Source organism: Microbacterium sp. (assembly GCF_046295495.1).
In the GTDB taxonomy this organism is placed as follows: domain Bacteria; phylum Actinomycetota; class Actinomycetes; order Actinomycetales; family Microbacteriaceae; genus Microbacterium.
Window position 1 is genome coordinate 46006 of the sequence record NZ_JBKBNC010000004.1, and the last position, 21355, is coordinate 67360.

General features: G+C 69.0%; 19 protein-coding genes, 1 tRNA gene and 1 pseudogene. 14 read left to right on the forward strand and 7 right to left on the reverse strand.

What is annotated here, in order from left to right; all coding sequences use genetic code 11:
• Window positions 1-236: 236 nt before the first annotated feature.
• The 5 genes from ACK4LS_RS02840 to lysS all read left to right on the forward strand — a co-directional run bounded on the left by ACK4LS_RS02840 (window position 237) and on the right by lysS (window position 5659).
• Window positions 237-773, forward strand: coding sequence for a PH domain-containing protein (locus ACK4LS_RS02840; RefSeq protein WP_409713032.1), 537 nt, complete (start codon window positions 237-239; stop codon window positions 771-773).
• An 8-nt stretch (window positions 774-781) separates the two neighbouring features.
• A complete protein-coding gene (locus ACK4LS_RS02845; protein WP_409712873.1) occupies window positions 782-2365 on the forward strand; it encodes a PH domain-containing protein in 1584 nt (527 codons plus the stop codon).
• On the forward strand, window positions 2362-3084 hold the full coding sequence (locus ACK4LS_RS02850) for a DUF2520 domain-containing protein (RefSeq protein ID WP_409712875.1): 723 nt from the start codon (window positions 2362-2364) through the stop codon (window positions 3082-3084). The genes ACK4LS_RS02845 and ACK4LS_RS02850 overlap by 4 nt, the downstream gene beginning before the upstream one ends.
• Window positions 3081-3980: a pantoate--beta-alanine ligase gene (gene panC, locus ACK4LS_RS02855; protein WP_409712877.1), complete on the forward strand. Its 900-nt coding sequence runs from the start codon at window positions 3081-3083 to the stop codon at window positions 3978-3980. Before ACK4LS_RS02850 ends, panC begins: the two co-directional genes overlap by 4 nt.
• A 158-nt stretch (window positions 3981-4138) precedes the next feature.
• Window positions 4139-5659, forward strand: coding sequence for a lysine--tRNA ligase (gene lysS / locus ACK4LS_RS02860; protein ID WP_409712879.1), 1521 nt, complete (start codon window positions 4139-4141; stop codon window positions 5657-5659).
• Here the strand turns inward: lysS and ACK4LS_RS02865 are convergent.
• On the reverse strand, window positions 5610-6767 hold the full coding sequence (locus tag ACK4LS_RS02865; protein ID WP_409712881.1) for a DUF4192 family protein: 1158 nt from the start codon (window positions 6765-6767) through the stop codon (window positions 5610-5612). The genes lysS and ACK4LS_RS02865 overlap by 50 nt on opposite strands.
• 112 nt (window positions 6768-6879) lie before the next feature.
• On the opposite strand from ACK4LS_RS02865, the gene ACK4LS_RS02870 reads away from it, so the two are divergent.
• From ACK4LS_RS02870 to ACK4LS_RS02880, 3 genes are all read left to right on the forward strand, one after another.
• Complete coding sequence (locus tag ACK4LS_RS02870; protein ID WP_409712883.1) at window positions 6880-7077, forward strand: hypothetical protein; 198 nt, start codon at window positions 6880-6882, stop codon at window positions 7075-7077.
• Between the two features lie 67 nt (window positions 7078-7144).
• A complete protein-coding gene (cls, locus tag ACK4LS_RS02875) occupies window positions 7145-8605 on the forward strand; it encodes a cardiolipin synthase (protein WP_409713035.1) in 1461 nt (486 codons plus the stop codon).
• A gap of 74 nt (window positions 8606-8679) precedes the next feature.
• On the forward strand, window positions 8680-9405 hold the full coding sequence (locus ACK4LS_RS02880) for a hypothetical protein (RefSeq protein WP_409712885.1): 726 nt from the start codon (window positions 8680-8682) through the stop codon (window positions 9403-9405).
• Window positions 9406-9460: 55 nt separating this feature from the next.
• Here the strand turns inward: ACK4LS_RS02880 and ACK4LS_RS02885 are convergent, their stop codons facing one another.
• Together ACK4LS_RS02885 and ACK4LS_RS02890 are read right to left on the reverse strand one after the other, a co-directional pair.
• Window positions 9461-9694, reverse strand: coding sequence for a helix-turn-helix domain-containing protein (locus ACK4LS_RS02885; RefSeq protein ID WP_409712887.1), 234 nt, complete (start codon window positions 9692-9694; stop codon window positions 9461-9463).
• Window positions 9691-10317, reverse strand: a complete 627-nt coding sequence (locus ACK4LS_RS02890) for a hypothetical protein (protein ID WP_409712889.1) — start codon at window positions 10315-10317, stop codon at window positions 9691-9693. The genes ACK4LS_RS02885 and ACK4LS_RS02890 overlap by 4 nt, the downstream gene beginning before the upstream one ends.
• A gap of 190 nt (window positions 10318-10507) precedes the next feature.
• Between ACK4LS_RS02890 and ACK4LS_RS02895 the strand changes: the two genes are divergently transcribed.
• The 4 genes from ACK4LS_RS02895 to ACK4LS_RS02910 all read left to right on the forward strand — a co-directional run bounded on the left by ACK4LS_RS02895 (window position 10508) and on the right by ACK4LS_RS02910 (window position 14955).
• On the forward strand, window positions 10508-13033 hold the full coding sequence (locus ACK4LS_RS02895; RefSeq protein WP_409712891.1) for an ATP-dependent Clp protease ATP-binding subunit: 2526 nt from the start codon (window positions 10508-10510) through the stop codon (window positions 13031-13033).
• A gap of 73 nt (window positions 13034-13106) precedes the next feature.
• Window positions 13107-13616 (forward strand): amino-acid N-acetyltransferase, encoded by a 510-nt coding sequence (locus tag ACK4LS_RS02900; protein ID WP_409712893.1) that lies wholly within the window; start codon window positions 13107-13109, stop codon window positions 13614-13616.
• A gap of 160 nt (window positions 13617-13776) precedes the next feature.
• A complete protein-coding gene (locus ACK4LS_RS02905) occupies window positions 13777-14433 on the forward strand; it encodes a hypothetical protein (protein WP_409712895.1) in 657 nt (218 codons plus the stop codon).
• A gap of 111 nt (window positions 14434-14544) precedes the next feature.
• Complete coding sequence (locus tag ACK4LS_RS02910) at window positions 14545-14955, forward strand: dehydrogenase (RefSeq protein ID WP_409712897.1); 411 nt, start codon at window positions 14545-14547, stop codon at window positions 14953-14955.
• 210 nt (window positions 14956-15165) lie between these two features.
• Here ACK4LS_RS02910 and radA read toward each other — a convergent pair whose 3' ends face one another.
• Window positions 15166-16533, reverse strand: coding sequence for a DNA repair protein RadA (gene radA / locus ACK4LS_RS02915; RefSeq protein ID WP_409712899.1), 1368 nt, complete (start codon window positions 16531-16533; stop codon window positions 15166-15168).
• Between the two features lie 241 nt (window positions 16534-16774).
• On the reverse strand, window positions 16775-17728 hold the full coding sequence (locus tag ACK4LS_RS02920; protein WP_409712901.1) for an L-lactate dehydrogenase: 954 nt from the start codon (window positions 17726-17728) through the stop codon (window positions 16775-16777).
• Between the two features lie 278 nt (window positions 17729-18006).
• Between ACK4LS_RS02920 and ACK4LS_RS02925 the strand changes: the two genes are divergently transcribed.
• Window positions 18007-18096: transfer RNA gene (locus tag ACK4LS_RS02925), tRNA-Ser, on the forward strand.
• A 622-nt stretch (window positions 18097-18718) separates the two neighbouring features.
• Here ACK4LS_RS02925 and ACK4LS_RS02930 read toward each other — a convergent pair.
• Window positions 18719-19807, reverse strand: a pseudogene (locus tag ACK4LS_RS02930) (recombinase family protein); the annotation flags it as partial.
• 308 nt (window positions 19808-20115) lie between these two features.
• Between ACK4LS_RS02930 and ACK4LS_RS02935 the strand changes: the two are divergent.
• The gene (locus ACK4LS_RS02935) at window positions 20116-20430 is read left to right on the forward strand and encodes a DUF6907 domain-containing protein (RefSeq protein ID WP_409712903.1); all 315 of its coding nucleotides are present in this window, start codon (window positions 20116-20118) and stop codon (window positions 20428-20430) included.
• 660 nt (window positions 20431-21090) lie between these two features.
• Here the strand turns inward: ACK4LS_RS02935 and ACK4LS_RS02940 are convergent.
• The gene (locus ACK4LS_RS02940; protein WP_409712905.1) at window positions 21091-21315 is read right to left on the reverse strand and encodes a hypothetical protein; all 225 of its coding nucleotides are present in this window, start codon (window positions 21313-21315) and stop codon (window positions 21091-21093) included.
• Window positions 21316-21355: the final 40 nt, after the last annotated feature.

Sequence of the window (21355 nt, forward strand, 5' to 3'; positions counted from 1 at the left end):
CGGGATCCGCTGAAGCGGTGCCCGGTCGCGCGGGGTCGGGTGACGCGGTGTCGGGTGGCGCGGTGCCCGGTGATGCCGTGTCGGGTGGCGCGGTGCCCGGTGGCGCGGTGCCCGGTGACGCCGTGTCGGGTGGCGCGGTGCCCGGGGTGGGGGGATCGACCGACACGACCTCCGTCGGTGCAGTCACCGGCTCGGAAGGCCTCGATCTCGCCCTCCCCGAGACCGAGCCGCACGGCATCGACGCCCCGCGCGACGAGGCGACGTTCTCTCGCATCCTCGAACCGCGCTCATCCGGTCGCCTCCCGCTCGGGGACGGGACGTGGCACCAGCTGGCGCGGGCCTACGTCCGCGTGCAGCTCATCTCCCAGGGCGCGGTGTTCCTCCTCGTCCTCGCCGCCGCCCTCGTGGCGCAGATGCTCACCGGTGTCGCGTGGCAGTGGATCCCCGCCGGGGTCATCCTCCTCGTGACCGCGATCGGTCTGGTCATCACGCCCCGCCAGGCGCGGTCGTTCGGCTATCAACTGCGCCATGACGATCTCGTCTTCCGTCGTGGCATCCTCTGGCAGCGCGTCGTCGCGGTTCCGTATGGACGGATGCAACTCGTCGACATCACGCACGGCCCCCTCGACCGCGGCTTCGGCATCGCGCAGCTCAAGCTCGTCACCGCCGCAGCCTCCACGGGCGTCACCATCCCGGGTCTCACGCAGGAGGGGGCCGAGCGTCTGCGCGACACCCTCGTCGCGGTCGCCGAGACCCGCCGGACGGGTCTATGAGCGACGCGGTGGCACCGGACGCCGATCCGGCCGGTGGAGCGGCGGCCCGGCCGGCCGCCCGGGCCGTCTTGCGCTCGCCGTACAGCGACGGCGAATGGCACCGCCTGCACCCGCTCACGCCGCTGCTGCGCGGCGGGCTCTCGCTGCTGGTCATCATCGGGTTGATCGTCGCCAACCTCCGCGAGCGCCTGCTCGAGCTGTTCTTCCCGGTGTTCACGGAGCTGCCCCCGGGGGAGCTGCCGCCGGATCCCGTCGACTTCCTGTTCGCCAACAACCTCCTGCTCATCGCGGCCGGTGTCGCCCTCGTCGTGCTCCTCGTGCTGTTGGGGCTGTTCCGGCTGTCGTGGCGGTTCCACACGCTCCGCATCGGCGACGACGATGTCGAGGTGCGCTCGGGAGTGCTCTTCCGCACCCACCGCCGCGCTCCGCTGGATCGGGTGCAGGGCGTCAACCTGACGCGCCCCATGGTGGCGCGCCTGTTGGGCCTCGCCAAGCTCGAGGTGGTGGGTGCCGGCCTCGATGCGAACGTCAAGCTCGAGTACCTGTCGGCGAAGGATGCCGAGGCCATCCGCGGAGACATCCTGCGTCTCGCGTCGGGGCGCCGACTGGCCGAGGCGCAGGCGGGCCCGGACGGCCGCGTTCCACTGACCCACCAGGCTGCCGACGCCGTGGCATCGGGTCTGCAGGGACTCGTGGACGGGGAGGATCTCTCCGACGCCGAGCCGGAGAGCATCGTGCGCATCCCCCTCGGTCGTCTCATCGCCTCGCGCGTCCTCAGCGGATCGACTCTGGTGCTCGTCGCCTTCGTGATCGGCATCGTCGTGGCCGCTTCGGTGTCGACGCTGTGGCTGCTCTTCACGGTCGTGCCCATGTTCCTCGCCTTCGGGGCGTACTACGTGCGCTCGGTCGCGCGGGGACTCCGGTACTCCATCGCCCCCACCGCAGACGGTGTGAGGGTGACGTTCGGGCTGTTCACGACGGTGTCGGAGATCGTGCCCCCGGGTCGCGTGCACGCGATCGAGGTGCGTCAACCGCTGATGTGGCGGCCGTTCGGCTGGTGGTCCGTCACCGTGAACCGCCTCTCCGGTCGCGCCTCCACCGACACCAGCACCGATCAGCTCGCCGCGGTTCTGCCGATCGGGACGCGCACGGACGTCGAGCGGGTGTTGCGCATCCTCGCCCCGGGCTTGTCGAGCGACGAATGGACACTCGTGTTCCGTGACGGCATCCTGGGTCCGGTGGACGACGACCCCTACGTGACAACCCCGCGGCGCGCGCGGTGGCTGCGACCGCTGTCGTGGCGGCGTAACGGCGCGCTGCTCACCGCCGACGCCCTGCTGTTGCGTCGGGGCTGGGCGTGGCGCTCGCTGACGGTGCTTCCCCTTGCTCGACTACAGTCCATCGGCCTGCGCCAGGGGCCGCTCGCGCGGGCTCTGCGCACGGCCACCCTCACCGGCCACGTCATCGCGGGCACGGTGCAGACCACCGTCGGCGCGATCGACCGCGACGACGCGCTAGGGCTCTTCGAGTCGACGGCGCGGGCCGGCGTGGCCGCGGCGGCGGGCGACCGCACCCACCGGTGGGCCGGATGAGCGGCGGACGGGACGGACGCCTCGGTGTCGGCGTCATCGGCGCGGGACGGGTCGGTCCGGTGGTGGCTGCGGCCCTCGCCGGTGCGGGACACGCGCTGACCGGCATCACCTCGGGCTCGGACGACGATCGCGTCGAGGCGATCCTGCCGGGCGTGCCGCAGCTCGCCGCGGACGAGGTCGTGCGGCGCAGCGAGCTCGTGGTGATCGCGGTTCCGCACGACCAGTTACCCGGGCTCGTGGCCGGACTCGCGGAGATCGGGGCCTGGCAACCCGGCCAGCTCGTGATGCACACCGACGCCGCGTACGGTGCGCGTGTGCTCGACCCGGCGGTGTTGCGCGGAGCGATCCCCCTCGCCATCCATCCGGCGATCGTCTTCACCGGTGTCTCATCCATCGATCTCCGCCAGCTCTCGCAGGCGTACGCCGCGGTGACCGCACCCGCTCCGGTGCTGCCCATCGCGCAGGCGCTGGCCGTGGAGCTCGGTTGCGAACCCGTGGTCGTGGCGGAGAGCGACCGGCCGACGTACGCCGAGGCCATCGCGACGGCGACGGAGTTCTCGCGTTCGATCGTGCGCCAGTCATCGGAGCTGCTCAGCCGCGTGGGCGTGAGCAACCCCGGGGGATACCTCTCGGCGCTGGTGCGTTCCAGCATCGACCTCGCTCTGGTGGAAGGGGCGGGCCGCGGTCCCGTCGACGCCGACGATACGATCGATGGATGATCCGCACCCTCGACGGTCTGCGCACCCGGCTCGACGAGATCCGCGGTGGCGGGATACGCGGGGCCGAGAACCCCGACGGGGGGATCCGCGGTGCGGCTCGCAAGGCCGGCGGCCCCCGCGTGGCTCTGGTCTCGACGCTCGGCGCGCTGCACGACGGTCACGTCGACCTCGTGCGCCGGGCGCGCGAACGGGGCGATGTCGTCGTGGTCTCGACCTTCGTGAACCCGCTGCGCTTCCGCACGGCCGAAGAGACCGCGGCGTACCCGCGTTCTCCCGAGGCGGACGAACGCGTGCTCGAGGACCTCGGGGTCGATGTCGTCTTCGCCCCCACCGCTGCGGAATTCCTTCCGGCCGGCACCGCGACGACGCGCGTCTCGGCGGGTGATGTGGGGCTGAGGTACGAGGGACGAACGCGGCCCTTCTATTTCGACGGCGTCCTGACCGTCGAGGCGAAGCTCTTCCACCTCGTCGGGCCGGATGTCGCCGTGTACGGGGAGCGCGACCTGCAGCGCATCTTCCTCGTACGCCGGATGGTGCGCGACCTCGACTTCGGCGTCGAGATCGACACCGTCCCGACGGTGCGCACCGACGACGGCCTCCCGGTGTCCAGCCGCATCGCCCTGCTCGACGATGCCGACCGGAGGGCCGTCGCCAAGCTCCCGCGGGCGCTCGAGGCGGCGGCGTCCAACTCCGATCTCGGGGTGGACGCGTGCATTGCGGCCGCGCAGTCGTCGCTGATGGGTGAACCGCGCATCGCGCTGGAGTATCTCAGCGTCGTCGATCCGGTGACCTTCCTGCCCGTCGACGACGGGCATCGGGGGCGGGCCCTCGCGCTCATCGCCGCGACGGTGGGCGGACACCGTTTCATCGACAACGCGGAGATCTCGCTGCCCTGATCGCCGTGCCGCTGCGAAGGGCGGACGCGCTCGGTCGCGCGTGAGCGCCCCGCCGCCCGCTGCCGCGCGCCGCCTCGGACCGTGGCGGGTCATGAGCGGAGGCCGAAGCCGCTCGGACGCGGCGAATACACTGGTGAAGACCCCGAGGAGCCTCCACGATGACCGACGCGCCCGCGAACGACGCCGCCGAACCCACCGAAGACGAGGTCTTCGAGCAGAAGGCGGTCCGCCTGGCCAAGCGCGAGCGTCTGCTCGCCGAGCGCACCGACGCAGCCGGCGGCGCCTACCCGGTGTCGGTGCCGATCACCACGACCATCCCCGAGGTGCGGGCCCGCTACGGCGATCTCGAGGCGGGCGAGGAGACGGGCGAGACCATCGGTGTCGCGGGTCGTGTGGTCTTCAGCCGCAACACCGGCAAGCTCTGCTTCGCGTCGCTGCAGGCCGGTGACGGCAGCCGGATCCAGGCCATGGTCTCGCTCGCGAACGTGGGCGAGGAGTCGCTGCAGGCGTGGAAGGAACTCGTCGACCTGGGCGACCACGTGTTCGTTTCGGGCGAGGTCATCTCCAGCCGTCGCGGTGAGCTGTCGATCATGGTCTCCGGATGGCGCATCGCTGCGAAGGCCGTTCTCCCGCTGCCGAACCTGCACACCGAGCTCAGCGAAGAGAGCCGCGTGCGCAGCCGCTTCCTGGATCTGATCGTTCGCGACCGCGCCCGTGAGACGGTGCTCGCGCGGGCCAAGGTCAATGCCAGCCTGCGCCGCACCTTCACCGAGCGTTCGTTCGTCGAGGTGGAGACCCCCATGCTGCAGGTGCAGCACGGCGGCGCGAGCGCGCGTCCGTTCACCACCCGCTCCAACGCCTTCGACACCGAGCTCTACCTGCGCATCGCCCCCGAGCTGTTCCTCAAGCGGGCCGTGGTCGGGGGCATCGACCGGGTGTACGAGATCAATCGGAACTTCCGCAACGAGGGTGCCGATTCCACGCACAGCCCCGAGTTCGCGATGCTCGAGGCGTATCAGGCCTACAGCGACTACAACGGCATCGCCGACCTGACGCAGACCCTCATCCAGGACGCGGCCGTCGCGGTGGCCGGCTCGACGACGGTCACGTGGGCCGACGGCACCGAATACGATCTGGGCGGCGAGTGGGATCGGATTTCGATGTACGCGTCGCTGTCGGCGGCCGCCGGTCACGACGTCACCCCCGAGACCTCGCTCGACGAGCTGCGCGCGCTGGGCGCCGAGGCCGGGGTCGAGGCCCCGCCGCACGAGACCCACGGCAAGTGGGTCGAGGAGTTGTGGGAGCACTTCGTCAAGGGCGGCCTCACCCGCCCGACGTTCGTCATGGACTTCCCCGTCGACACGAGCCCTCTCGTGCGCGAGCACCGGTCGATCGCAGGGGTCGTGGAGAAGTGGGACCTGTACGTGCGCGGCTTCGAGCTGGCCACCGGGTACTCCGAGCTCGTCGATCCCGTCATCCAGCGGCAGCGCTTCGTCGAGCAGGCCAAGCTCGCCGCCCGCGGCGACGACGAGGCCATGCCGATCGACGAGGAGTTCCTGCGCGCCCTCGAGCACGGCATGCCGCCCACGGGCGGTATGGGAATGGGCATCGACCGCCTGCTCATGGCGATCACCGGCCTCGGGATCCGCGAGACGATCCTCTTCCCCCTGGTGAAGTAGGCCGCTCGAAGACCCACTCCGGTAGCCGGCCGGCGTCGAGCAGGCTCATCATGATCGCGCTCAGCCCGTGCTGGTCATCGATCCCGAGCGCCGCTTCGGCGTAGACGGCCGCGTGCGACGAGCGCCCCTGCGCCCACGCGAGCCAGGCGCACGCGGACAGGGCTCCGGTCCGGCGATCGGGGGCGACGGTCGCCGCCACGCATCGGCAGAGGTCGAGGGCGCGTCGCAGGCGATCGGCATCCGGTCGACCTCCCTCGCCCCACATCGGCCGGGCGAGGTCGGCGGGGAAGGGCTCGCCCGCGCTGAACGCGGTCTGCGCGTGCAGCACGGCGTCTCCGGTCGCCAGATCGGCAGCCCACTGCATGAGGGCGACGTCGCGGAGCGCGGGGCGCTCGAGGCAGAAGGCCACCGCTGCCAGCCGCGGCCACCCCACGTCGACGCTCGGCCCCGAGATCGTCTTCTCGAACAACACCGGCGGGTCGCCGAGCAGCCGCGCGACTTCGTCGGCCTCGGCCCGGCGCGAGGGGGAGAGCCGCTTGCGATCGCGCGGTCGTCCCCGCGCCGCGTCGACGTCGGTCAGGAGGCGGGCGACCGTCGCCACGTCGGCGGGGTCGACGGCGGGAAGGGCGGCGGCCGAGAACTGGTCGGCGCCAAGCGAGAGCTCGGGCTCGCTCGGCTCGGCGACGATGATCTCCGTCGGCGGCCGCGGCCCGTCCGCCGACGGGAGGAGATAGCTGTCCCACCCGTCGGCCCCGACGACGAGAGCGTCGATCACCGCGAGCCCGCAGATGCCGGCCCGGGAGAGGAGCGCGTCGATGAGCGCCCGGTGCGGGAGCGTCGTTCCTGCGGAGAGGGCGTCCTCCGCGTAGACGATCGCCGCGACGGCGTCGGTGTCGGTGACCTTGCAGGCCATGCCGATCACCGTCGAGGCGACGCTCTCGAGCGTCGCCGGGTCGTCCGGGGGGAGGTCGACGCGCATCGCGCCGAGGGATCGACCGTTCGCGAAGGGAACGAGGACGAGGCTTCGACGGGGGGTGCACTCCAACAGGTGGGGGACGAGCGCGAGGAACGAGGCGGGCGAGGAGACTCTGGCGACGGCGGGGGTCATGCCACGAGAGTGCCGCGCGCCGCATCGATCGCGCGGCCCGCGAAAGCTCGATCGTGGAGAACCCTCCGAGGTGGTCGACGGGGGAGGAGGGGTGCGCGGGTATCCTGGAGCGATGGACAACACCTGGGTCGCGATGCTGTGGGCCATCCTGCCCACGATCGTCGTCTCGGTCGTGTTCTTCTTCATCCTCCGCAACGTCATCCGCATGGATCGCACGGAGCGCAAGGTCTACGCCCGCATCGAGGCCCAGGAGCGCGCGAAGCGCGGACTCCCGCCGGCGGCCCCCGCGGGCGACGGGCCCGCCAACTGACGGTCCTGCGGCCGCTGTCGGCGGCCGTCGCTACGCTGGGTGCACAACCCGCCCAGGAGGATCCGTGATCGCCACGTTCGACGCGAGCTGGCTCGTCATCACGCTGTTCGTCGTCGACCTCGTGGTCCGCATCGCGGCGATCATCATCGTGCCGCGCAACCGTCGTCCCACAGCCGCGATGGCGTGGCTGCTGGCGATCTACTTCATCCCCTTCGTCGGGGTGTTCCTCTTCCTGCTGATCGGCAACCCGCGCCTTCCGCGCAAGCGCCGGCGCAAGCAGACGGCGATCAACCTCTACATCCACGACACCAGCGCCTCGCTCGACTTCGGGACGCTGCGCCCGAACGCGCCCGACTGGTTCCGTGCCCTCGTCCGCCTCAACCGCAACCTCGGCGCCATGCCGATCGCGGGCGACAACGCGGCGACCCTCATCTCCGATTACCAGCAGAGCCTGGATGCCATGGCCGAGGCGATCCGGCAGGCCCAGCGCTACGTCCACGTCGAGTTCTACATCCTGCAGTCCGACGACTCCACGGACAATTTCTTCCGTGCGCTCGAAGAGGCCGCCGAGCGCGGAGTGGTCGTGCGCGTGCTGCTCGATCACTGGGCGAACCGGGGCAAGCCGTTCTACAAGCAGACGCTCCGCCGTCTCAACGCCATGGGCGCGCACTGGCACCTCATGCTCCCCGTACAGCCGTTGCGGGGCCGCTACCAGCGCCCCGACCTGCGCAACCACCGGAAGCTGCTGGTGATCGACGGCGACGTCGCCTACATGGGGTCGCAGAACGTCACGGACTCCTCCTACAACCTGCGCAGGAACATCCGCCGCGGGCTCCACTGGGTCGACCTCATGGTGCGCGTCGAGGGGCCGGTGGTCGCCAGCATCAACGCCGTGTTCCTGTCGGACTGGTACAGCGAGACCGATGAGACGCTGCGCGACGAGATCGACCTGTTCAGCGTCACCACCGGTCCGGGCGACCTCGACTGCCAGGTCGTCCCGTCGGGCCCGGGCTTCGACTTCCAGAACAACCTCAAGCTGTTCCTCGGGCTGCTCTTCGCGGCTCGCGAGCGCATCATCATCGTCAGCCCGTACTTCGTGCCCGACGAGGCGCTGTTGCTCGCGATCACCACGGCCTGTCAGCGCGGCGTGCACGTCGAACTCTTCGTCTCCGAGGAGGGCGACCAGGCGATGGTCTACCACGCCCAGCGCAGCTACTACGAAGCGCTCCTGCGGGCCGGCGTCGTCATCTGGATGTACCGCAAGCCGTTCATCCTGCACAGCAAGAGCGTCACGATCGACGACGAGGTCGCCGTCATCGGTTCCAGCAACATGGACATGCGCTCCTTCGGTCTCAACCTCGAGGTGTCCTTGCTCGTCCGCGGTGAGGAGTTCGTTCGCGACATGCGCGCCGTCGAACACACCTACCGTCGGCTCAGCCGACAGCTGACCATCGAGGAGTGGCGCCGCCAGCCCCTGCGCTCCACCATCCTCGACAACCTGGCACGCCTCACCTCGGCGCTGCAGTGAGGGGCTGCGGCCCCGGGCCGCCGGCATCCAGGAACCTTCGGCAGGATGGAAGCCAACCCGCCCCGGAGGTCGCCTTGTCCCGTCGTCGCCTGACCCTCATCACCGCGCTCGGCGCGGCCCTCGTCGTCGCCGGCGCCCTGACCGGCTGTGCCACGGGCGCCTCGTCGTCGCCCGCCCCCGCGACCGCCGACCCGGATGCCGCGACCCCGGCGCCCACGAGCGACGTGGGCGCGGCCTGGGTCGACGCGGGCCGCGCGGTGGCCGTCGTCACGTGGGGCAGCTCGTCGTGCCCGCCCGTCGCCGACGGCGACGCCTCCGTCTCGGGCGCGACGCTCACGGTCGCCCTCGCCGAGTCCGCGCGCACGGATTGCACGCGCGACATGGCCCCGCGCGCGACGTTGGTGCCCCTTCCCGCGGGCGTCGACCCCACCGGTCGACTCACCGTCTCGGTGTCGGGGGTGCTCGAGGGGGAGACCACCCTCGCGGGGCTGTCCTCCGCGCCCGTCACGGGGGAGGAGTTCGCGCCGAGCGCCGGCTGGGTCGACGACAGTCTCGTCGCGATCGTCACCTACGGCAGCTCGAGCTGCCCGCCCGTCGTGGACGCCGTGACCGCGGGCGGCTCCGACATCGCCGTGCAGTTCGCGACCCCGCCGACGGCCCAGGTCTGCACGATGGATTTCGTGCCGCGCGTGACCCTCGCCGACGTGGGCTCCGTGGCCGGCGACGGCGAGGTGTCACTGGTGCTGTCGGGCGGTGCCGCGAATGCGCCCGCGCCCATCCCGGTCCTCGGTAGCCGCTGAGCGGACGCACCCGGATCGTCGCGCACCGGTCGGGGCGCGCGACGGCTGGGATGGCTCAGGGAGCCATGACGAGCAGATCGCCGGGCTCGCACTCGAGGGCGCGGCAGATCGCCGAGAGCGTCGAGTAGCGGATGGCGCGCGCGCGGTCGTTCTTCAACACCGAGAGGTTCACCACCGACACCCCCACGAGCTCGCTCAGACGCGTGAGGGTCATGCCGCGCGCCTCGAGCAGTTCGTCGAGTCGGCAGTGGATGCCGGTGGGGCCGTCGTCGGCGACGGCGGGAGTCATACCAGGCCCTCGGTGTCGCGCTGCAGGCGGTCGCCCACGGCGAAGACGGTGCCGGCCAATCCGGCGACGAAGCCGATGGCGATCAGGACCGGGAGGTCGATCTGCTGCGTGAGTCCGCGCTCGTACGTGCGGTCCGAGAGCCAGGCGAGGGCGCCGTTGGCGACCATGTTGTGGAAGAACGGCACGCCGGTCGCGCCGACGAGCGAGACCACGCCGGACACGGCGACCAGGGTGGTGTGGCGACGGCTGAAGATGCGCCCGCGCAGGATGCCGGCGCACAGCACGAGCAGGAGCGCGACCACGGCGACCACCGACGCGGCGAACAGGCCCTCCGCGAGGAAGAGGGCCCACAGCGACGCGGCGGGCAGAGACGGAGCGGTGACCACCGCCTCGGTGAGCTGGACGGGCACCGGCGCCCCGTTCGGGCCGATGGGCGCCTGGGCGACGGTGTCGAGGAACTCGATCGGTACCGCGACGTCGCGGTTGCCGGCCGCGGCGACGATGTTCGCGATGCTGCGGACGACCGCCCAGCCGGCGATGGCGATGCCGGCCACGATGAAGAACAGGAAGCTGGCGGTGTCGCCGCGGGAGAGGGTGTGCGAGGTGGACCGGGGGGATGTCATGATCGCTCCTTATCGATGATCGTTGTTATCGTTGATCGATAAGTTATCGACGATCGATGGGTTTCGCAACGCCGGATGCCGAGACGGTATGCCCACGGCGAACACGGGGCCCTAGCATCCGGGCGCTGGTTACTCTCGATGTACGGCGCGCGGAGGCGTGCCTGTCAGCCCATTTTTGGAGGGACTGAGGATGTTCGAGAGATTCACCGATCGTGCTCGTCGTGTGGTGGTGCTCGCCCAAGAAGAGGCGAAGATGCTGAACCACAACTACATCGGCACCGAGCACATCCTGCTGGGCCTCATCCACGAGGGTGAGGGCGTCGCTGCCAAGGCTCTGGAGTCGCTCGGCATCTCGCTGGACGCCGTCCGCGAGCAGGTCCAGGACATCATCGGCCAGGGGCAGCAGCAGCCCACCGGCCACATCCCCTTCACGCCCCGTGCGAAGAAGGTCCTCGAGCTGTCGTTGCGCGAAGCGCTCCAGCTCGGCCACAACTACATCGGCACGGAGCACATCCTGCTCGGCCTCATCCGCGAGGGCGAGGGAGTCGCCGCCCAGGTGCTCGTCAAGCTCGGTGCCGACCTCAACAAGGTGCGCCAGCAGGTCATCCAGCTCCTCTCGGGCTACCAGGGCAAGGAGCCGGCGGGCGTCGCCTCCGGCGCCGGCGAGCAGAGCCAGGGTGCTGCGCAGGGCGGTTCGGCCGTCCTCGACCAGTTCGGCCGCAACCTCACCCAGGCCGCGCGCGACAACAAGCTCGACCCCGTGATCGGGCGCGAGAAAGAGATCGAGCGCGTGATGCAGATCCTCTCGCGCCGCTCGAAGAACAACCCCGTCCTCATCGGCGAGCCCGGTGTCGGAAAGACGGCCGTCGTCGAGGGCCTCGCGCAGGCCATCGTCAAGGGCGACGTCCCCGAGACGCTCAAGGACAAGCAGGTCTACTCGCTGGACCTCGGTTCGCTCATCGCCGGTTCCCGCTACCGCGGCGACTTCGAGGAGCGCCTGAAGAAGGTCACCAAAGAGATCCGCACGCGCGGTGACATCATCGTCTTCATCGACGAGATCCACACGCTCGTGGGTGCCGGTGCCGCCGAGGGCGCGATCGACGCCGCGTCGATCCTCAAGCCCCTCCTCGCCCGTGGTGAGCTCCAGACCATCGGTGCCACGACGCTCGACGAGTACCGCAAGCACTTCGAGAAGGATGCCGCCCTCGAGCGCCGCTTCCAGCCGATCCAGGTCGCCGAGCCGAGCCTGCCCCACGCGATCAACATCCTGAAGGGGCTGCGCGACCGCTACGAGGCGCACCACAAGGTGCAGATCACCGACGGCGCGATCGTGGCCGCGGCCAACCTCGCCGACCGCTACATCAGCGACCGCTTCCTGCCCGACAAGGCCATCGACCTGATCGACGAGGCCGGCGCCCGCCTGCGCCTGTCGATCCTGTCGTCGCCGCCGGAGCTGCGCGAGTTCGACGAGAAGATCGCCAAGGTCCGCGAGCAGAAGGAGCAGGCCTCCGAGGAGCAGGACTTCGAGAAGGCCGCATCGCTGCGCGACGAGGAGAAGTCGCTGCTCGCCGAGCGCCTGCGCCTCGAGAAGCAGTGGCGCTCGGGTGACGTCGCCTCGCACGCCGTCGTCGACGAGGGCCTGATCGCCGAGGTGCTCGCCCAGGCGACCGGCATCCCGGTGTTCAAGCTCACCGAAGAAGAGTCCAGCCGCCTCATGTTCATGGAGAAGGCGCTGCACCAGCGCGTCATCGGCCAGGAAGAGGCGATCGCGGCCCTCTCGCGCACGATCCGTCGCCAGCGCGCGGGGCTCAAGGACCCGAAGCGTCCGTCGGGCTCGTTCATCTTCGCCGGCCCCACGGGCGTCGGAAAGACCGAGCTCGCCAAGGCGCTCGCCGAGTTCCTCTTCGACGACGAGGGCGCGCTCATCTCCCTCGACATGTCGGAGTTCGGCGAGAAGCACACCGTCTCGCGTCTGTTCGGTGCCCCTCCCGGGTTCGTCGGATTCGAAGAGGGCGGCCAGCTCACCGAGAAGGTGCGCCGCAAGCCGTTCTCGGTCGTGCTGTTCGACGAGATCGAGAAGGCCCACCCCGACATCTTCAACTCGCTGCTGCAGATCCTCGAAGAGGGGCGCCTGACCGACGGTCAGGGTCGTGTCATCGACTTCAAGAACACCGTGATCATCATGACGACGAACCTCGGTTCGTCGGCGATCGCCGGCGGTCCGGTGGGCTTCCAGGTCGAGGGCAACTCCCAGACGTCCTACGAGCGGATGAAGGGCAAGGTCGACGAGGAGCTCAAGCGCCACTTCAAGCCGGAGTTCCTCAACCGCGTCGATGACGTCATCGTCTTCCCGCAGCTGAGCAAGCCCGAGCTGCGTCAGATCGTCGGCCTGTTCGTCAAGCGTCTGGCCGACCGTCTGCTCGACCGCGACATGACGGTGGAGCTGTCGGACGACGCGAAGGACAAGCTCATCGAGATCGGTTTCGACCCGACCCTGGGTGCGCGTCCCCTGCGTCGCGCCATGCAGCGGGAGGTCGAAGACCGCCTGAGCGAGAAGATCCTGCACGGCGAGCTCGAGTCGGGCGACCACGTGAAGGTCGGCGTCGAGAACGGGCAGTTCTCCTTCGAGACCAGCCCCCGCGGCGAGAAGGTCGCGCTCGGGGTGGGGACGGCCGGCGAGATCGCCGCGACTCCCGACACCCTCGCGGGAAGCTGATCCGCTGACGAACGACGGGGCCCGGATGCCATGGCATCCGGGCCCCGTCGTCGTTGCGGCGTACGCTGGGACGATGACCTCTTCCGCGCCGTTCGTCGTCCGCTCCGCCGGAACCGCCGACGTGCGACGCATCCACGAACTGCTTGAGCCGTTCGTGCAGAAGCGCATCCTGCTCGGCAAGGACCTCGTCGTGCTGTACGGCTCGGTGCAGCAGTTCGTCGTCGCCGAGGTGGACGGCGAGGTCATCGGGTGCGGCGCGCTTCACGTGATGTGGGACGATCTGGCCGAGATCCGCACGCTCATCGTCCACGACGACTGGCTCCACCACGGCGTGGGGCGCGCGATCGTCGAAGACCTCGAACAGCGCGCCCGCGATCTGGGCGTGGCCCGGTTGTTCTGCCTCACCTTCGAGGTCGACTTCTTCACGCGCCGCGGGTTCGCCCCCATCGGCGAGCAGGTCGTCGACCCCGACGTGTATTCGCAGCTCGTGCGGAGCCCCGACGAGGGCGTCGCCGAGTTCCTCGACCTGGCGCACGTGAAGCCGAACACCCTCGGCAACACCCGGATGCTCAAGCAGCTCTGAGGCATTCGGGCTGACCCGCGCGGGAGATGCGCACCGGTGGCCCCGAGCCGCTGGACCCCGGAGCCTGCGCCCCCGAGCGGTCGTCCTCGAGCAGCAGACTCTGGGCCCCCTCTGAGCGTGCCGGGATCGAGACGTCCGCCCGGACGCCTACCCTGGAACAATGACCGATGCCCCCCGTAGGCGGAGGCGGTCCCCGGCGGTCTATCGTCGACGTCGTCTCGCTGCAGGGCTTCTGGCCCTCGTGGTGATCGGCCTCGTCGTGTGGCTCGTCGCGGCTCCGCCGTGGCGTTCCGCCCCGACCGCCCTCGACGCGCCCGTTCCCGCCGAGAGCGCCCCCGCCGCCGCGGCCACGACGCCCCCGCCCGCGCCGTCCGCGTCGCCCGCGCCCACACCGAGCGGACCCACAGGTCCGGTGGAATGCACCGCCGCCGACATCACGGTCGAGGCACTGTCCGACAAAGGACAGTACGGCCAGGGGGAGAACCCCCAGCTCTCCATCCGCTTGACGAACTCCTCGGCGAACCCGTGCACGATGAACGTGGGCACGAGCGCGCAGTCGTTCACCGTGACGAGCGGCTCCGACGTCTGGTGGCGTTCGACCGACTGCCAGGCGGAACCGAGCGACATGGAGGTGACGCTGGCCGCGGGCCAGGTCGTCACCAGCGCCGCGCCTCTCGTGTGGGACCGCACGCGATCGTCGGTGGGGTCGTGCGAGAGCGAGCGCCCGTACGCCCCGGGGAGCGGTGCCACCTATCACCTGAGCGTGTCGATCGGCGGCATCCCGTCAGCCGGCACCGCATCGTTCGTGCTGCAGTGACCATGGTGAGGGGCGGATGCCGCGTGGCATCCGTCCCTCCCTGTCGGCGACCTCGCGCCGCAGGACCTCCTCCGCTGGGCGTCCGCGCGGGGCCGCGATTAGGCTCGGAGGATGGCCGGTGGCAGGAAGCGCAAGGGGAAGAAGAGCGACATGGACTTCAAGAACACCGCGCTCACCGATGCGCTGCAGACCCAGGACATGGCGGCGATCGCTTTCGCGCTGCGTCACGGACCCACCGTGGTCCCGTTGATGACGCCGGGGGACGCCGATGATCCGCTCAGCGTCGGCGAGGTGTGGACCTATCGCGACCCGAACACGGGGCAGATCGCGCTCCTGCTGTTCAGCGACGCCGCACACAAGCCCGAAACGCTCCCGCCGCACGTCGCGTTGCAGTCCCCGCAGTGGCTGCGGGCTTTCCTGGGCGCGCACCAGGATGCCATCACCTCGGTGTTCATCGACATCGCGGGGCCCCACCCGATCCAGGCCTCGCCCGCCGATCTGATCACCGCGCTCGACGCCTGACGGGCGCGTGACGGACGCCTGACGGGCGCCTGACGGGCGGGTGAACCGGCGGACTCGCGTGGGTGAGGAACGCGTGCAAGACTCGGGGACATGGAGTACCTGATCGCCGGTGCCGTGTGCGCCGCCGGACTTGTCATCCCTGCAGTCCTCGGGATGACGTCGCCGCACCGTCGTCGCCGGTCCGCTCCTCCCGGCCGCTGAGCGGCGCTGTCAGAAGCCGGGTTCGGCGTCGTTACGCGGCATCCCGCGCACCTGCAACTCGTTGAGCGCCTGCGCGAGCTTGCGCGACGAGGCGTCGAGCACGGTGTGGTAGCCGAGGCGCTTGGCCTCGGAGGCGCGCTGAGCGGCCTGCGTGACGTTGCGGATCTCGCCCGTGAGCGTGAGTTCGCCGATCGCGGCGAGGCGCTTCGACACCTTGCGGTTCTTCACCGCGTTGGCCACCGCGATCGCGATCGCGAGGTCGGCCGCGGGCTCCACCAGGCGCACCCCACCGACCGTGGAGACGTAGACGTCGCGGTCGGACAGCGTCAGCCCCATGCGGCTTTCGAGCACCGCCAGCACCATCGCCACGCGCGAGGAGTCGACGCCGTTGACGATGCGCCGCGGGTTGGGGGCCGTCTGGCGCACCGCGAGGGCCTGGATCTCGACGGGCAGCGCGCGCCGGCCCTCCATCGCGATCGTGACGCAGGTGCCGGGTTCGGGTTCGCCATGGCCGAGGAAGAGGGCGCTCGGGTCGGCGACCTCGGCGATGCCCGTGCCGGTCATGTCGAAACAGCCGACCTCGTCTGTGGGGCCGAAGCGGTTCTTGAGCGCACGGACGAAACGCAGCGACGTCTGCCGGTCGCCCTCGAAGTGGCACACGACGTCGACGAGGTGTTCCAGGATGCGTGGTCCGGCGATCGAGCCGTCTTTGGTCACGTGACCGACGAGGATGACCGGCAGCCCTCGCTCCTTCGCGACGCGGATGAGGGCGGAGGCCACCTCGCGCACCTGCGCGGGCTGACCGGCGGCGCCGTCGCTGTGCGCCGACGAGACCGTCTGCACCGAGTCGACGATCAACAGACCGGGCTCGACCTGATCGATGTGGCCGAGGATCGTGGCGAGGTCGGTCTCGGCGGCCAGGAACAGCTCGTCGTGGAGCGCGCCGGTGCGCTCGGCGCGCAGGCGCACCTGCGCCGCGGACTCCTCGCCGCTGGCGTACAGCACGCGTCGCCCGGCCCGGGCGCTCTGGGCCGCGACCTCGAGCAGCAGCGTGGACTTGCCGACGCCGGGCTCGCCGCTCAGCAGGATGGCGGCGCCGGGCACGATGCCGCCGCCGAGCACGCGGTCGAACTCGCCGACGCCGCTCGTGCGCCGCGGTGCGTCTTGGGTGTCGATCTCGGTGATGCGCCGCGCGGCGCGGGCCGCACCGGGGGCCACCGGCACGATGGAGCGGACGATGCCGGTCTGCTCCGCGGCCTCGACGACCGTGCCCCACGACTGGCACTCGCCGCAGCGGCCCACCCACTTGAGCGTGGTCCATCCGCACTCGGTGCACCGGTAGGGGGCGGGTGCTGCAGCGGGACGTCGGGATGCCATGCGCCCAGGCTACGCGGGGGCTCCGACATCGCCGTCGCCGGGCTCGGCATCCGTGATCCGCCGTCCGCCACCGTCTTCGCATAAACGCCATCTGCGCCCGGAAACGCGGTGACAGCGTGTTTCCGGGCGCGAATCGTGTTTATGCGAGGGGATGACGGCGACGCAGCGCGACAGCGACGAGGCGCGGGCGGAGCGGACCGGCGCCCGGTGCGCCCCGGTGGCCGTGGCGGGGCCGGGTGCCTCAGCCCTGCAGCGACCTCGTCACCGTCGTCAGGGCATCGGCCGAGCGACGGAGCAGGGTCAGCTCGGCCTCCGAGAACGGCGTGCCCGCGAGGGGGACGGCGCCCTTCGCGCTGACGATCGACGGGACCGACAAAGCGACACCGTCGATGCCGTGGAAGCCCTGCAGCACGGTGCTGACGGGGAGGATCGCGTGCTCGTCGCGCAGGAGGGCCTCGACGATGCGCGCGCTCGACAGGCCGATGGCGTAATTGGTCGCGCCCTTGCCCTTGATGATCTTGTAGGCGGCATCGCGCACGTCGGCGGCGACGGCATCCAGCTCCGCTTCGTCGAAGCGCGAGCCGTCGGGCAGCTCGAACTGCGTGATGGGCACGGAGCCGATCGTGGCGGTGGACCACAGCGGGAACTCGGTGTCGCCGTGCTCGCCGACGATCCAGGCGTGGACGCTGGAGGTGGCGACACCGGCGCGCTGCGCGATCTTCCAGCGCAGTCGCGAGGTGTCGAGCACCGTGCCCGAGGCGAAGATCTTGCGGGTCGGCAGGCCGGTCGCCTCCTGCGCGAGCACGGTCAAGACGTCGCACGGGTTCGTCACGATCACGTAGACGGCGTTCGGGGCGACCTCGAGCAGCTTCGGCATCATGTCGCGCATGATGCCGGCGTTGGTGGCCGCCAGCTCGGTGCGGGTCTGTCCGGGGTTCTGCTTCGCGCCGGCCGTGATGACCACGACGTGCGATCCCTCGGCGACCGACACGTCGCTGCCGCCGACGATGTCGCTCGAGCCGGTGAACTGCGTGCCGTGGGCGAGGTCGAGCACCTCCGCCTCCACTTTCTCGGCGGCGATGTCGTAGAGCGCGACGTGCCGTGCCGACCCGCGGATGAGTGCCGCGTACGCGACGCTCGCCCCCACGCTCCCCGCGCCCACGACCGTCAGTTTGGAGTTCTCGATCACGCTCATGGCTCGATCCTGGCAGCGGCGGGGGAACGCTTCCAGTGCCATGGTTCGACAGTGGATGAACGGATGCCGCGCGCCGTCTGCACACGGGATGGCGCGCCGAGCCGCTCGCTCGCGCGCGGTGCCGGACTCCGGACCATCCGCCGGGCGCGGGGTCGGCGGAGGGGCGGTCGGTGGCGCGGCGCCCGAGATGTCCGGAGCCCGGGACGCGGCGAAGGCGGGCGGGCGGCTCCCGAGCGGCGGATTCGCGGCATCCGCGCATCTGTCGTAAGCTGTTCGACGGTGACGTGTCCGAGCGGCCGAAGGTGCAACACTCGAAATGTTGTGTAGGTTCACCCCTACCGTGGGTTCAAATCCCACCGTCACCGCCAAGTGAGTCACGTTGGAACCCCCGGTAAGCGCAAGCTTGCCGGGGGTTTTCTTGTGTGGCCCCCGTGCACTGTTGTTGGCTCTGAAAGCCCCCTCTCGCCGGACAGCGCCCGCAAACTGCACTACCGCCGCCACAGGCGCAGACAGGGCCGCTTCTGCCTGGCAGGTGGCCTCGTAGGCGGCCTCAGCAAGTGGCACCCCGCCCTCGTCGACCAGGTCTACCTCGAACGGCTCAAAAATGGCCTGGTTCAGCGACCGCTTGGTCTCGTCCGACCCTGCTTCGTACAGTCGCTCTGCATGTTCAAGCGCGGACAGCACTGTGTCGAGTCGCTCGAGCAGCAGGAGACGGTCATCTTCAGCCGAGCGAAGCAGGTTCTCCGCATCTGAGATTTCGCGCTGCACCGCGAGTTGTCGCTCTTTGACATCCTCTGCTGAGAGCGCGTCGTCGAGGTAGGCGTCGATGAGCTTCTGCTTCTTTCGCTCAAGTTGCTCGAGCCGTTTCCCCTGCTGTGCAAGCAATACTTTGCTCGATTCGAGGTACTCGTCGATGGCTTGAATCGCGGCCGCTCTGGTCTGAGCGATCTCATCCGTCGTCAGCCAGCCCTTGGCATGCCACTCCTGCAAAACCGCAGACTCGACTTTCTCGACACCGATATAGGGCAGGTCGCAGTCCGTGCGGCCAGTGTGACGCCCAAGGCAGAAGAAGTACTCGTAGACCCCGCCCTTACCGCGGGACTTGCCAAAGCCCATGCGCCCACCACAGCGCTTACAGCGAAGCGACCCTTTAAGTGGGTGGTTCAGCTTCCACGAGCGATCGCCGGCGATACGTCGCCCTGCAAGTAGGTCCTGGCAATGGAACCTCGTCTTCTCATCGATGAGAGGGTCGTGCGCTCCGTCAAGGATGACGCCCTGGTAGACGATCTTCCCGATGTAGTAAGGGTTCTTCAGGAACCGGTGCACCTGCGCATCCGACAGCGGTGTCCCGCGATACTTCTGGGTCACGCGGCTGCGTAGCCCTCGCTCTTCAAGGGCATCTCTAAGCGTTGAGACACTCCAATCGCCGGTGGCGTAGGTCTTGAAGGCCCAGCGGATGTGTGTGGCTCGCTCATCGTCAAGCGCCACACCCTTGACCTCGCGCCCGTCGATCCGAGCGAGCGTGTTGAGGTAGCCGATCGGTGCCACGCCGTGCGTGCCACCGCTTTTCGCCTTCTGGGCCATACCCTTCTTCGATTCGGCCGAGAGGTTCGACGAGTAGTACTCGGCAAAGCCGGACAGGATGGCATGCACCAGTTTGCCGCTCGGTGTCTCGTCGATGAGTTCACTCACGGAGACGAGCGTCGCCCCTGCCGACTTAATGGCCATCACGATCGAGACGTCATCCGTACGATCTCGGGCGAGTCGGTCGAGTTTGTGCACGATGACGTAGTCGATGTCCGATGCCGGGTCGTTCAACGCGGCCAGCATTCGCTGCAAGGCGGGACGGTTGGCGGATCGCGCCGATGCTCCGGCATCGACGAACTCCTCGACCACCTCCGCGCCCAGGTCTCGTGCTTTCGCCGTACAGAACTCGCGTTGCTGCGGGATCGAGTACCCCTCAGCCTCATTGTTCTTCGTCGCCTGGCGTGACGTCGAAACGCGCAGATAGAGCACCGCCCGCTTCGGTGCGGCGGCTTGCTTATTGGCGAGGTTGCTGGCTCTATCGTTCAGAGCCATCGCATTTTTGCTCGATTGACCGGGCTTTTCTAGTGTCCGATCACTCTTTCTGGCTCACTCGGGGTGGGTGTTCTCTGTAGGAGAACGTTCATAACGGGGGTCACACGAGGACAGGACTGCGCCTCGACCAGTGATGCGGAGTTTGCATCACTTGTGCATCGAGGCGCGAGGTGTCTTGGCCTGCCTCGTGCCAGTGATGACAGGGGTGCTCAAGCACCCGAGTCGCCAAACGTCTTCCACCCGTGGCATGGCGCGCCGTACGGTCTGTCGCTGGACCGAGTAGACGACTGACCCGAGATGAGTCCGTGATGAGTGACAACTCCGACGTTGATGTGACCCCCTGTCCACCCTGGTGCGAACAGGTGCAGTGCCAGGAGATGGAGCCCGCTGACCGTTGTCACCAGCGGATGGCAGTGGTACCGGTGGTGTTCCGAGACCCGGACGGCATGGCAGCGGCAACTGAGCTTGTCGTCGTCACGTTTACGAGCGCGACCGCACGTGATGAGGTATGGGTAGCGCTCAATCTCGGTGAGGGCTTGTCGAACATCACGCTCTCGGCCGAAAGTGCTGTCCGGCACCGTAGGCGACTAGTGCAGGTCCTTCAGGCTGCTGAACGAGAGTGATCCGCCGACCGCATGCCGCGAACTTTCGCGCCAAGAGCGTTCTGTTCGAAGTGTTGGAGTTTTTGGCAGGCTCGTTGGAGATCTTGCACTTATGTGTTCCTGTGCTGTCGCGCAGATTACCGTGCACTGGGTTCGACAATGGAAGTGTCGGCTTTGCCGCGTGTCGTCTTATTGCTCTGGGATGCCGACGCGTAGAGAAGGCACATGCCCGAAACGGCGAACAATATTGCCGTCCATAAACCCTGCCCCGGCGTTCCGTCGGCACTTCCCCACTCAATCCAGAAGAATCCCGCGTCGAACATCGGGCACGCAGCCAGGATCGCAACGATGGCGACCCCGCCCGTGGGAACCACGGCAACCGCCCGCGTGGCCACGAGTGCGACCACGACTGCCGCTAACGCAATCCAGACGTTGATAAGAGATGCGTAGCTATAAGACGACATAGCTTCCGCGCAGGCCGTATTCATATTGCTTCGTGAGGCACCGGTGCACGCTACCCAGTAGGAGGACGTAACCCACGTCAGCCATAGTGACGCCCCGAAGAATGCGAGGGCACATGCGAAAGAAACAATGCGACGAATGCTATGGAGATGTCCCATGCTCGACATGCTAGACGTTCGAGCACGGGACATCACCTCATATGTGGTAAACATCAACCGCCTAGCAGGAGCGCAGTCCGCGGACTTGAGCGCCGAGGTTGTTGACTTTGTACCACACGCCGTAGGTGCGCGTGTTGTTGTACCCGACGTCCGAGCCGAACCCTGGCCCCACCTTCATGAAGAGACACGACTTGGGCGGGATGTACACGGCGTCCCAGTCGTAGTAGCGCCCGGATGAGTCCTTGAAGACGTTCGAGTTCTGGGTCCCTCCGAGGGTGGCGGTCACCCCCGAGACGGTTCCGACATCAGAGCTGTACGTAGGCGAG

Excerpts from the sequence above, each read along its gene's own strand:
- ACK4LS_RS02850 (WP_409712875.1), top strand. The coding sequence starts at position 2,362 with ATGAGCGGCGGACGGGACGGACGCCTCGGTGTCGGCGTCATCGGCGCG.
- panC (WP_409712877.1), top strand. The coding sequence starts at position 3,081 with ATGATCCGCACCCTCGACGGTCTGCGCACCCGGCTCGACGAGATCCGC.
- lysS (WP_409712879.1), top strand. The coding sequence starts at position 4,139 with ATGACCGACGCGCCCGCGAACGACGCCGCCGAACCCACCGAAGACGAG.
- ACK4LS_RS02865 (WP_409712881.1), bottom strand. The coding sequence starts at position 6,767 with ATGACCCCCGCCGTCGCCAGAGTCTCCTCGCCCGCCTCGTTCCTCGCG.
- ACK4LS_RS02870 (WP_409712883.1), top strand. The coding sequence starts at position 6,880 with ATGGACAACACCTGGGTCGCGATGCTGTGGGCCATCCTGCCCACGATC.
- ACK4LS_RS02885 (WP_409712887.1), bottom strand. The coding sequence starts at position 9,694 with ATGACTCCCGCCGTCGCCGACGACGGCCCCACCGGCATCCACTGCCGA.
- ACK4LS_RS02890 (WP_409712889.1), bottom strand. The coding sequence starts at position 10,317 with ATGACATCCCCCCGGTCCACCTCGCACACCCTCTCCCGCGGCGACACC.
- ACK4LS_RS02895 (WP_409712891.1), top strand. The coding sequence starts at position 10,508 with ATGTTCGAGAGATTCACCGATCGTGCTCGTCGTGTGGTGGTGCTCGCC.
- ACK4LS_RS02900 (WP_409712893.1), top strand. The coding sequence starts at position 13,107 with ATGACCTCTTCCGCGCCGTTCGTCGTCCGCTCCGCCGGAACCGCCGAC.
- ACK4LS_RS02905 (WP_409712895.1), top strand. The coding sequence starts at position 13,777 with ATGACCGATGCCCCCCGTAGGCGGAGGCGGTCCCCGGCGGTCTATCGT.
- ACK4LS_RS02910 (WP_409712897.1), top strand. The coding sequence starts at position 14,545 with ATGGCCGGTGGCAGGAAGCGCAAGGGGAAGAAGAGCGACATGGACTTC.
- radA (WP_409712899.1), bottom strand. The coding sequence starts at position 16,533 with ATGGCATCCCGACGTCCCGCTGCAGCACCCGCCCCCTACCGGTGCACC.
- ACK4LS_RS02920 (WP_409712901.1), bottom strand. The coding sequence starts at position 17,728 with ATGAGCGTGATCGAGAACTCCAAACTGACGGTCGTGGGCGCGGGGAGC.
- ACK4LS_RS02935 (WP_409712903.1), top strand. The coding sequence starts at position 20,116 with ATGAGTGACAACTCCGACGTTGATGTGACCCCCTGTCCACCCTGGTGC.